Source organism: Gehongia tenuis (genome assembly GCF_014384795.1).
Taxonomy (GTDB): domain Bacteria; phylum Bacillota; class Clostridia; order Christensenellales; family NSJ-53; genus Gehongia; species Gehongia tenuis.
On the sequence record NZ_JACRSR010000007.1, the window covers coordinates 58,840 to 68,981 of the forward strand.

The window sequence follows — 10,142 nt, forward strand, 5'->3', positions numbered from 1 at the left end:
ACTATGGTCCGTCCCGTCATTATATAAAAAAAAAGCCCAACGCGCAAGAGACATGCGCCTTGGGCTCCCATTTATTTCTTGGTTCTGGGCGTAAAGATGAGAGCATTGAGGTACCCAAAGATGATGGCCGCCGCAATGCCGCCCGCAGCCGCGGTGATACCGCCGGTAAACGCGCCTAGGACACCGCTCTCACCCGCCGCCTTGATGGCGCCCTTGGCTAAAGAATAGCCAAAACCCGTGAGGGGCACCGTAGCCCCCGCACCGGCAAAGTCCACCAGCGGCCCATAGACGCCAATCGCTGTCAAAATTACGCCGGAGGTCACAAAGATCACCAAGATCTTTGCCGGCGGCAGCTTTGTGAGATCCATCAGCAGCTGACCCACCACACAGATAGCCCCGCCGATGACAAATGCTTTAACAAAATCCATCAGTTCCATCGTCAATTGCTCCTTTCGATAACCACCGCATGGGCCACCGAGGGAATGGTCTCCCCCTGAAGGGTGGTGGTGGGACTGAGCAGCGCGCCCGTCGCCATGAAAAGAATGCGGTTTAGGGTGCCGTCCTGCAGCTTGGTCAGCAGGTAGCTGTTCAGTACCGAGGCAGCACATCCGCATCCGCTGCCACCGCCGTGTACATCCTGATTTTCCGTATCGAAGATGTTTACGCCGCAATCAAAATGATTGGGAAGTTCAATGCCATCCTCCTTCAAAAGATCTTTGAGAGCCTGTGTTCCAAAAAGTCCCAGATCCCCGGTTACGATGAGATCATAGTCCCCCGGATTTCTTCCGGTATCCGTAAAGTGCGTCTTCAGTGTGTCATAAGCCGCGGGCGCCATGGCCGCGCCCATGTTGTTGGCGTCGGCGATGCCATAATCAATAACCTTGCCGATGGTTCCATGGGTGATAACCGGGTTTCCGCCGGACGCACCCAAAATCGTGCACCCTGCACCGGTCACCGTCCACTGGGCCACCGGCACCCGCTGTGCTCCCATCTCCAAGGGATTTCTGTACTGCCGCTCCGCTGTCGAAAAATGGCTGCAGGTTGCGCAGGCCGCATTGTCCAGATATCCCGCGTTAACCATGGACGCGGCGATCAGCAGGGATTCGGCCATGGTGGAGCATGCACCGTATAGTCCAAGGAAAGGTGCGCCGATTTGCGGTGCCGCAAAACCCGCCGAAATGATCTGGTTCAGAAGATCGCCGCCCATGAGTGCCTGAAGGTCGGTAGTTTTAAGTCCCGCCTTTCCAGCGGCCATCTTCACCGCTTCAGCAAACATTTTGCATTCAGCCTTTTCCCAGCTGTCCTCTCCCCACGTATCATCCTTCGGTAAAGTCATATCAAATCCGTCGCCCAGCGGACCTTCATATTCCTTCTGTCCTACAATGGATGCAAAGCCCAACACCCCAGGCTTATTTTCAAAGACCAGCGTCTGCTGGCCGGTTTTTCCCATCGATATGTTCATCGCTCTAACCTCCAAACAGTATGGATAACAGCCCCACCAAAATGGAACTGGAAATACCGTACACCAATACGGGTCCGGCCAGGGTAAACAGCTTGGCGCCCACACCCATCACCAGACCTTCCCGCTTGAACTCCATGGCCGGCGCCACGATGGAGTTGGCAAAGCCTGTGATGGGCACCACTGAACCGGCCCCGGCAAACTTGCCGATTTGATCATAGATGCCTACGCCCGTCAGCGTGGCGCCTAAAAAGACCAGGATGATGGCGGTAAAGGACGAGGCCAGATCCTGGGCCAGGGCCAGCACGTCCGTCGCGATATAGCTGATAAACTGGCCAATGGTGCAGATGATTCCGCCGACCACGAAGGCCCTCAGCATGTTCCTGCCCAAAGAGAAATGTTTGGGCATGCTTTCTTCCACATATTTTTGATAGCGGACTTTCTTTTGTTCCAATCCTATTCCTCCTTCGTTTGGTGACGCACCGAGGCTTCCTCCGCGTAGCCGCGAAACCGCTGTTCCTTTTCGTGGGGGGTCCTCAATTGCGAAAAATCATAAGTGAAGATCTTGTGTAATTCCATTCTTACAGCCTCTTTCTCCAATGTTCACACCTTATTGTAACCAAAAGAGCCAATAAAATAGCGATCCCACCGATTTTCCAAGCAGAAGAGCAATCAAAAGGGCTTTGACAAACCAGGTGATATGGAGCCGCCGTGTAAAGATGGGAATCACGTCCAACACCTCGGACAAGGCGCTCGCCACCATGCCAATATAGGCGCCCGAAAAGGCGCCCACGATCACCGCCGCCCATCTTGGCAGCATGAGATGGAATCCGCTTACGGAGGCAAAGGCAAATACCCCGGCGCCAAGGGCCACGCACCAGGCACAAAATTTTTCGTAGGTCATGCTGTTCATTCGGTCCGCCAGCCGGGTGATCAGTTTTAAGATAGAAAAAAAGGCGCCCAATGCGCCTCCTGCCACCAAGCCCATCCCCAGTCCCACAAATCCCAAAACCAAATTAGCTCCCATCGCCGTTTTCCGCCTTCGTTTTTTTGTAGTCGTCCATTTGCTCCTGAAAGGTCTGATATTCAAGCTCCAACGGACTTGGATCCTTCTTTTTCTTCATGGCCGGAATCAGATTGAAAAAGATGGCGATTCCGCCCGCAAGGCCCAAGCTGTAAGGGATGCTCACCCACAGCAGGTTTTCCACTTCTTCGCCGGTGACCATGAACGCCAATCTTTTATGAACATCCACCATATTCACATCCTCATGGAAATTGAGAATGGCCATGCCGCCCCCGATAAACATCAGAAGGGCGATCATGACCGCCAGCGTCCAGCCCCAAACCCCCGCCTTTTTCTTCTCTTTTTCGTACTGGATCCAGCAAAAGGCCGAACCCACGGATTGGATCTCTTCCTCGGGCAGACGGCGCTTAAGGCTGCGGATCACCTCCAGCACATCCACCTTCACCAGGGATTTCTCCAAAGTAAACAGGGGGAAATCCGGCTTATCCACGCCATCATCCCGCCATACCCGGGCAATATCCCCCAGCCAAACCTCCTGACCGGGCTTCAGCTTCACATCCTCCATCAGCTCCACGTAAATCAATTCGAGCCTCCTCATACACCAATAAAGCATCGCTGGGTTTCTTGCTGGGCGTGCGAGTGAACAGGAACACTGCCGCCGCCGTCAGCAGCACCACGACAATTGCCACAATCCAAAACCGCCTGTGGCCGCGCACTTTTCTGGCCTCCATATCCGGCCCTCCTTTGTTGTTAGTATGGCCCACTCTCCCATTTTTATCCGAAAAAACGAGCGGCGCCAACGTTTCTATGACGTTTTATGCGCCGCCCGCTGCTTCCCGCATCTTGCTTAAAATTTTGGTCTCCAGCCTGGAGACCTGAACCTGGGACACGCCCAAAACTCTAGCGATCTGGCTTTGGGTCTGATCCTTGAAAAATCTGAGGATAATAATCTGACGCTCTCTGGGCGAAAGCTTGGCAATGAGCTCCCTGAGCAGTATTCGGTCGATCACCTGGGGTCCGCTGTCATCCTCAGCGATTCGATCCATCATGAGCACCGGCGAATTGGAGTTCCCGCCATCGTTCACCGGCTCAAAGATGGACACGGGCGAGCGAATGGATTCGAGGGCCACCGCGGCTTCCTCCGGCTCCATTTCCAGCCTGGTTGCCACCTCCTGGATGGTGGGATCCCGTCCCAGTTCCTTTTTCATTTGCTCCTGCACCGCAAGGATCTTGAAAGCCTGTTCCTTGACCGAGCGGCTCACCTTGACCATGCCGTCATCCCGGAGGAAACGCTTGATTTCTCCGGCGATCATGGGAACCGCATAGGTGGAAAAGCGGACGTTGTACTGCAAATCATAGTTTTGCACGGCCTTGACCAGCCCAAGGCAACCGATCTGAAACAGATCATCATAGTCCACCCCTCGATTGAGGAACTTCTTGACGATGCTCTTCACCAATGCAATATTCCGTTCCACCATGGTTTCCGAAGCTTCCTCATCCCCCTGCTGGGCCCGCTTGATCAGCGCAATGGCCTCTTCATGGGTCAGGAGAACCTCCCTACTCATGATCCGATGTTTCCCTCTCCTTGGCCGCCTTGATCGCCTTCAGCATGAACACCTTGGTGCCCTTATCCTTGCCGGAAGTCACCTCCACCTTATCCATGAAGGTCTCCATTACCGTAAAGCCCATGCCGGAACGCTCAAGATCCGGTTTGGACGTATAGAAGGGTTCCCTGGCCTGATCCACATCGTCAATGCCGCAGCCCTGATCGATGACCTCAAAGGCCACCACCGAGCCGCGGATCACCCCATGGATCTCCACCATCCTCTTGCCATCGCATTCATAGCCATGAATGATGGCGTTGGTCACCGCTTCCGATACCGCCATTTTGATGTCCGCCAGTTCCTCCAAAGTGGGATTGAGCTGGGCCGCAAAAGCCCCGGCCACCGCTCTTGCAAAGGCTTCGTTTTCCGAGATGCTCAAGATCTCCAGCCGCATTTCATTCTTGATTTCCATGCTTCTTCCTCCTGCCCCCTTACAGCTTTTCCACGACCTGATAGAGTCCAGACATCTTAAAGATGTGGTCCACCCGGTCGGATACGTTCTTCACACCCACCGAACCGCCCCGCTTTTTCAGCGTGCGATAGCGGCCCAGCACCACACCGATGCCGCTGGAATCCATAAAATGAACTCCCGCCATATCCAGCACCAGCCGGCGTACCTCGGGATTCATGATCAGCTCATCCAATTCTTCCTTTACCGTGACTGCGGAATGATGATCCAGCTCACCTTCCAGCACCACCACCACTTCCTCGTGGTTTGAAATGGGCTCAACCTGCATGCTAAAACCTCCTTTAACGTCCCAAGATTTCGATAACGCCAAGGTGAGTTCCTGTTGCGAAAAGGGACCGCTTTTGCCTTGTTTCCGTAAGTTTTGTCGAACTGGTTCTAAAGGGGATGCCATGACTGTTTTTTTAATAAAAAAAGACCCGGCTTTCTGTTAGCGCGCCTGATAAGAAGCAATTTAAAAAATGCAGAGGATTATCGGGCTTTGCAATAGGCAACCGTGTCTGAAAATATGCTGAATGTGGCTCTGAGAGCAAGATGCAAACTATGATGAGGGATTAATCGGAACTTGAAGCTGGTATTTCCATTTCAAGACGCCGGATATTATGATCATCTGTAACGAAAAGCCAGGATTGATTTGATATTGGGATTTTACCGTTTGCACTAATTCCCGCAAGCGAATTTCTCTGCTTTCTTCGTTGCAGTCAAGGCACAAATACATTCCAGCGGGTAAAACTTTAAGGGTATCACTCTCCACCCAGCGAGAGCATATGGCGAACATTTGAGACTTTCCATTTTCTATGTAAATCCCGGCGGCATCTTCAAATTCAAATTGTTTGTGCATTGATGTTTCAATATTGCCATAAAAATGGCGATGATAATTCCAGAGATTATCAACAGTTGGATGCTCTAATGAGGACAGCATGATGATCCGTCTTGGAAATTCTCTTAGAAAAATATCTCTGTTTTTGGACTGCCCATAAAGTTTTTTCTCATAATCAGCCTTTGCTAATAAAATCTTCGATTTACTGTATTCGATAGCTGCAATTTTAGCATCGGCCTTTTTTTCTGCTTCGGCCAGATAGTCCACTATTTTTTGAAGATCATCGTATTCCAAGACCTCTTTGATTTCCCGCAAGGGCAAATCCATCTGCTGCAATGCTCTTACAGTATTTAGACGAACGATATCCTGATTCGTATAATAACGATAGTTTGTCCATTCGTCTTTTTTGCTGGGATTTACCAATCCAATGCGGTCATAATGACGTAAAGTCTCACTCGTAGTATTCACCAATTTTGCAGCTTCACCTATCGAAAAATACTCTTTCAATTTCTCACCTTGACCTTTGTGTGACACAAAAGATTATAATGCATTATAACATAAAAAATGGAGGCATGTTCTTGTGAAAAAAATGATTGCTTTTATCATAACATTTGGATATGTAATGATACTATTCACAGGTTGTTCAAACGACAAACAGTCTTTTGCAGAAAAAAGCTATGAGGCCGAGGGAACAAAGATTGAGGAAATCAATATTGATGTCCGAGACAGACAAATCGAAGTGTCGCTGTCGGCTGATCATCAAATACACATTAAATATGCGGAAAGTGAAAAGGAATACTATGATATTTCCGTTTCAAAAGATAATGTCTTGTCTATGACTGCCATTGAAAATAAAGGATGGTTGGATTATATCGGGCGCAAACCCGAATTAGAAAACCGTAAAATTTTCTTGCAGATACCAGACTCATTCATTGCATCTGTTAAAGTTTCAACTACGAACGCAGACATAAAGCTTTCTGCCTTGAATGTAACAGAAGATTTAACGCTTTCTTCTAATGGGGGAAACATATCCTTTGAAAAGATAAATGCCGGAAGCAGTATTGCATTTAAAGTAAAAAACGGAAATATAACCGGCTCAATATTGGGGGGATATGACGATTACGCTATTGCGTGTAAAACTAAAAAGGGTAATAGCAATTTGCCAACCGAAAAGGAAAGCGGCTCTAAGACGCTGTCAGTGAACGCTAATAATGGCGATGTTGAAATTGTGTTTTGCCAATAATTGCTTATAGACCGATGGAGATCACTTGCCATCGGTTTTTTTGTTGCCCAAATCCGCAGGATTACCCCTTTCAGCATAAAAAGAAATGGCGCAGCCCCTTTTAAGGTTACATCATAACTTACATGGGATCTAGTCCCTTGTGGGAACCGGCCCTTCTGCCGGTTCCTTTTAACTTACTTACAATGACCTTCACACCACAGTTCCTGAATCGGGGGAATCTGTTCCCGCATACCGGGCGCCAAACGGTACCACAGGACGCCGCCCGTGGGCTTGGGATATTCGTTTCGGGTTCTGATCACCCGGGTGGGCGTTACGATATAGTCGATAGCCGTGTCATAGTCCGTCACTTCCACCGGCACATCCACCACCTGGCAATCATGACCCACCGCCACCACCGGCACATCCAAGTCAACAATGCCCTTGGTGTACAGCATGGCCCACTCCAGATCAAAATAACCGTGACCCTTTCCGAAGCGAATGCCTGAAGGCGTGATTGCCGAAGCGCCGGTGACCATCATGTCGATGTGCCCCACCGATTCCATGAGTTGGGCCAGAGTTTGATGTTTCCAAAAACGAGCCACTCCGTCCAGTACGGAGGCGAGTTCCTCCTTGCCTTCCGGAATAAACTCTGGCCGAATCAAAAAGAAGCCTCGGGTGATACCGTAATTGGTCATCACTACCGTTTTTTTATCCAAAAACGCCCGCTCCCGGAATTTCTCAAGATTATTATCAGGAGTAATAAAAATGACCTTGGCCTTTTGATAGATATCCTGCTTTGTTAAAAGATCAGCACAGCGGTCGCTGCCCTCATAGTCTGTAATAAACTCGCCAAAATCCCAGCTGAACCGGGAGTCGGGACGGGCCACCTTCTCCAATTCCTCCCAAATCTTCACCCGGGCCGTCTTTGCATCCATGCCCATGCTACCTTTCCCCTTTCGTACAATACTTCGTCAAATATACCATGTTTCCCCCGGACCCGTCAATGCAAGCGCCATTGACAGCATTTCAAAATTCCGATAATCTATCTATAAAGGTCGATTTTTGGGGATAAGGAGAAGGTTAATGCTTGCCATTCGTTTGATCTTAGGCCGGGTGCTCGATGGGTTTAACATCTATATTGCCATGTGCCTGTCCGGATGGCTGATGCACAATACGGTTTTCGGCGGCGCTCTTTACCTTGTGGGGCGAATCTGGATCACCTATGCCTCCCTGTACGGCAAGGAAAGCTACGAATTTTTGCCGAACCGCATCCAGGTGCGGGGCAAAATCATTTTTGTTTTTGCCGTACTGTTTACCTTTGCGCTGTCCGTGATTTATCCGGTGACTCAATCCTTCCGCGGCTTTTTTCTGCTCCTCATTTTCGTGCTGGTTCAGCTAATCCTGCGCCAGCTTGTGGAGCCTCATCCTCCCAAAACCGGTGACACCCTTGCAAATATGCTGGAAGTAAGCAGCTACAGGCTCTACATCCGTATGCTGAGCAATGCCTCCATCGCCATCAACATCGTGGTCCTTTCCTATGTATGCTATATCCGTTTTCATCCGGCCCGCGGGCTTGGCCAAAACATTCTGCTTTTTCTGTTGTGGGGCATCGGCATCTTGGTGATCACCCTGTTGGTCTGGCACATTCTCAACCGAAAGGTTCTCCATAAATATGAAAAGCCGTCCATCTTCATTTTGGGCGCCGTGCTCTGGTGTATCGCAAGTATTGGCAGCTATAATCATGTCTTTTCTTCGGCCATCATCCCCGGCACATTGTGGTGCATCGGTTTAGGTCTTATGGTGGCCATCATCATCAGCATCGGCCAGGATATCCAAACAATTATGGCCTTTGCCATGGGCGATATCAAGCAGCTGGTCTATTGGCGGAGCACCGATATCATGGTGCAGTGGTCCATCATGGTGTCCAATCTTGTCATGCTGCTCATGCTCACCGTGCTCAGCTTTTTGGCTGTGGGGCTCACCTCCATGGAGGCCCAGCTGGGGATTCAGAACCTATTCAATCTCGTTATGCTGCTTCTGCCCATCGGCTTTGTATTGGCCGCGCTGATCTTCGCTCTGGTTCAGCCGCTGGACCGCCATTACATGGAGAAGTTCACCCTCTACCAAAAGCTGAAGGCCAGAGGCAGGGAAGATGCTGCCATCCGCACCAGCCTCAACGACCGCCTGGTCAAGGGCACGAAGCGCATCGGCATCCGCATCCTGCGCACCTTCTTAAAGCCCCTGTTTCCCTGCCACATTCACGGCAAGCAAATTGTGGATACCAGTCAGGGTGCGGTGGTTTTCGTCTGCAATCATCTGGAGGTTTACGGCCCTGTCCTGACCACGCTGCATATGCCCTTTTACTTTCGCCCCTGGGTCAATTCCCAGGTTTTGAATGAGGCCAGTTTAGAGCTGGAACTGCAAGCTGGTGTGGATCGCTTGGTCGGTTTCCTCCCTTTATGGCTGCGGCGCAGGATTCCTCGCTGGATTAAGGGCCTCTTTCTTTTCGTTATGCGTTCGGTGGAGCCCATTCCCGTCTACCGAAACAACTTCCGTGAGGTTATGACCACTTTAAAGCAGACTGCCAAAGTTCTGGAGGAGGATGACAACGTGCTCATCTTTCCGGAAAACCCCGTACAGGGGGATGAAGGCGGACAGTATCCCGAGGAAGGAGTAGCATCCTTCTTCACCGGATTCGTACATATTGGTACGGAATATTTCAAGAATACGGGACGGGTCGTAACCTTCTATCCCATGTACGTTTGTAAAAAAAAGCGCACCATCACCTTCGATTTTGGCGTTACCTACAATCCAGAGGCACCCAAAAGCGAGGAGAAGGAGCGCATTGTTTCCTATCTGCACGGCCGCATGCAGCGCATGGCCGAGGCTCAGGAACGCGACTAGTCCAGATATTCCGTCACAATATCGATAAATACTTTGCCATCGAGATGATCGATCTCGTGGCAAAAACATTTGGCCAGATCTCCTTCGCCCGTCAGCGTTAAGGGTTTTCCCCATTCATCCAAAGCTTCCACCGTTACCTTGGCCGGACGCACGGTCCTGCCAAAACGTCCAGGAAAGCTAAGACAGCCCTCGATGCATTCCTGGGTTCCTTCGGATGCCACGATCCTCGGATTGACCAGCTTCATGGGTCCTTCAGGGCCACCCATATCCACCACCACCAGGCGTTTGAGAATGCCGATCTGGCTCGCCGCCAAAGCCGCACCGTTTTCCGTCGCATGGAGCGTATCCATCATGTCCTCCAGCAGCTCCCGGATACGGTCATCCACTTTCTCCACTTCCCGGCATTTCTTGCGCAGAATCTCATCGTCATTGAATCTCAGTTGTCGAAGGGCCATCATCATTCCTCCAAGTTACTTAATGCTTATCCTAGTTTACCATAAAAGAGGAGAAAAAGATCAACAAAGAAGGGAAGAACAAGATGTTCTTCCCTCTCTCCTTGGCTCCCCCTGTTGGACTCGAACCAACGACATTTCGGTTAACAGCCGAACGCTCTACCAACTGAGCTAAGGAGGATTATGGAATC

13 protein-coding genes and 1 tRNA gene are annotated in these 10,142 nt (G+C 50.5%); 2 read left to right on the forward strand and 12 right to left on the reverse strand.

Annotated elements, in window-relative coordinates:
* Positions 1 to 71: 71 nt before the first annotated feature.
* The 9 genes from spoVAE to H8696_RS11170 all read right to left on the reverse strand — a co-directional run bounded on the left by spoVAE (position 72) and on the right by H8696_RS11170 (position 5,880).
* Positions 72 to 428 (reverse strand): stage V sporulation protein AE, encoded by a 357-nt coding sequence (gene spoVAE / locus H8696_RS11130; RefSeq protein WP_249317524.1) that lies wholly within the window; start codon positions 426 to 428, stop codon positions 72 to 74.
* 11 nt (positions 429 to 439) lie between these two features.
* The gene (spoVAD, locus tag H8696_RS11135; protein ID WP_283244998.1) at positions 440 to 1,462 is read right to left on the reverse strand and encodes a stage V sporulation protein AD; all 1,023 of its coding nucleotides are present in this window, start codon (positions 1,460 to 1,462) and stop codon (positions 440 to 442) included.
* A 4-nt stretch (positions 1,463 to 1,466) separates the two neighbouring features.
* The gene (gene spoVAC, locus H8696_RS11140) at positions 1,467 to 1,913 is read right to left on the reverse strand and encodes a stage V sporulation protein AC (protein ID WP_283244999.1); all 447 of its coding nucleotides are present in this window, start codon (positions 1,911 to 1,913) and stop codon (positions 1,467 to 1,469) included.
* A 156-nt stretch (positions 1,914 to 2,069) separates the two neighbouring features.
* On the reverse strand, positions 2,070 to 2,486 hold the full coding sequence (locus tag H8696_RS11145) for a stage V sporulation protein AB (RefSeq protein ID WP_249317517.1): 417 nt from the start codon (positions 2,484 to 2,486) through the stop codon (positions 2,070 to 2,072).
* A complete protein-coding gene (locus tag H8696_RS11150; protein ID WP_249317527.1) occupies positions 2,476 to 3,057 on the reverse strand; it encodes a stage V sporulation protein AA in 582 nt (193 codons plus the stop codon). Before H8696_RS11150 ends, H8696_RS11145 begins: the two co-directional genes overlap by 11 nt.
* A 241-nt stretch (positions 3,058 to 3,298) precedes the next feature.
* Complete coding sequence (locus H8696_RS11155; RefSeq protein WP_249317518.1) at positions 3,299 to 4,048, reverse strand: SigF/SigG family RNA polymerase sporulation sigma factor; 750 nt, start codon at positions 4,046 to 4,048, stop codon at positions 3,299 to 3,301.
* Positions 4,041 to 4,493, reverse strand: a complete 453-nt coding sequence (spoIIAB, locus tag H8696_RS11160) for an anti-sigma F factor (protein ID WP_249317528.1) — start codon at positions 4,491 to 4,493, stop codon at positions 4,041 to 4,043. The genes H8696_RS11155 and spoIIAB overlap by 8 nt, the downstream gene beginning before the upstream one ends.
* Positions 4,494 to 4,518: 25 nt before the next feature.
* Positions 4,519 to 4,824, reverse strand: coding sequence for an anti-sigma factor antagonist (locus H8696_RS11165; RefSeq protein ID WP_249317519.1), 306 nt, complete (start codon positions 4,822 to 4,824; stop codon positions 4,519 to 4,521).
* 270 nt (positions 4,825 to 5,094) lie between these two features.
* The gene (locus H8696_RS11170; RefSeq protein WP_249317520.1) at positions 5,095 to 5,880 is read right to left on the reverse strand and encodes a MerR family transcriptional regulator; all 786 of its coding nucleotides are present in this window, start codon (positions 5,878 to 5,880) and stop codon (positions 5,095 to 5,097) included.
* Between the two features lie 82 nt (positions 5,881 to 5,962).
* On the opposite strand from H8696_RS11170, the gene H8696_RS11175 reads away from it, so the two are divergent.
* Positions 5,963 to 6,616, forward strand: a complete 654-nt coding sequence (locus tag H8696_RS11175; RefSeq protein ID WP_249317529.1) for a DUF4097 family beta strand repeat-containing protein — start codon at positions 5,963 to 5,965, stop codon at positions 6,614 to 6,616.
* Between the two features lie 173 nt (positions 6,617 to 6,789).
* On the opposite strand, the gene H8696_RS11180 is transcribed toward H8696_RS11175, so the two are convergent.
* On the reverse strand, positions 6,790 to 7,536 hold the full coding sequence (locus H8696_RS11180; protein WP_249317521.1) for a 5-formyltetrahydrofolate cyclo-ligase: 747 nt from the start codon (positions 7,534 to 7,536) through the stop codon (positions 6,790 to 6,792).
* A gap of 142 nt (positions 7,537 to 7,678) precedes the next feature.
* Between H8696_RS11180 and H8696_RS11185 the strand changes: the two genes are divergently transcribed.
* Positions 7,679 to 9,499 (forward strand): hypothetical protein, encoded by a 1,821-nt coding sequence (locus tag H8696_RS11185; protein ID WP_249317522.1) that lies wholly within the window; start codon positions 7,679 to 7,681, stop codon positions 9,497 to 9,499.
* Here H8696_RS11185 and def read toward each other — a convergent pair.
* The gene (gene def / locus H8696_RS11190) at positions 9,496 to 9,954 is read right to left on the reverse strand and encodes a peptide deformylase (RefSeq protein WP_249317523.1); all 459 of its coding nucleotides are present in this window, start codon (positions 9,952 to 9,954) and stop codon (positions 9,496 to 9,498) included. The two genes, H8696_RS11185 and def, sit on opposite strands and share 4 nt — an antisense overlap.
* 102 nt (positions 9,955 to 10,056) lie before the next feature.
* A tRNA-Asn gene (locus H8696_RS11195) sits at positions 10,057 to 10,132 on the reverse strand.
* Positions 10,133 to 10,142 lie beyond the last annotated feature (10 nt).

Bases quoted from the DNA above. Each gene is read 5' to 3' on its own strand.
- spoVAE (WP_249317524.1), bottom strand. From the start codon at position 428: ATGGATTTTGTTAAAGCATTTGTCATCGGCGGGGCTATCTGTGTGGTG.
- spoVAD (WP_283244998.1), bottom strand. From the start codon at position 1,462: ATGAACATATCGATGGGAAAAACCGGCCAGCAGACGCTGGTCTTTGAA.
- H8696_RS11145 (WP_249317517.1), bottom strand. From the start codon at position 2,486: ATGGGAGCTAATTTGGTTTTGGGATTTGTGGGACTGGGGATGGGCTTG.
- H8696_RS11155 (WP_249317518.1), bottom strand. From the start codon at position 4,048: ATGAGTAGGGAGGTTCTCCTGACCCATGAAGAGGCCATTGCGCTGATC.
- H8696_RS11165 (WP_249317519.1), bottom strand. From the start codon at position 4,824: ATGCAGGTTGAGCCCATTTCAAACCACGAGGAAGTGGTGGTGGTGCTG.
- H8696_RS11175 (WP_249317529.1), top strand. From the start codon at position 5,963: ATGATTGCTTTTATCATAACATTTGGATATGTAATGATACTATTCACA.
- H8696_RS11180 (WP_249317521.1), bottom strand. From the start codon at position 7,536: ATGGGCATGGATGCAAAGACGGCCCGGGTGAAGATTTGGGAGGAATTG.
- H8696_RS11185 (WP_249317522.1), top strand. From the start codon at position 7,679: ATGCTTGCCATTCGTTTGATCTTAGGCCGGGTGCTCGATGGGTTTAAC.
- def (WP_249317523.1), bottom strand. From the start codon at position 9,954: ATGGCCCTTCGACAACTGAGATTCAATGACGATGAGATTCTGCGCAAG.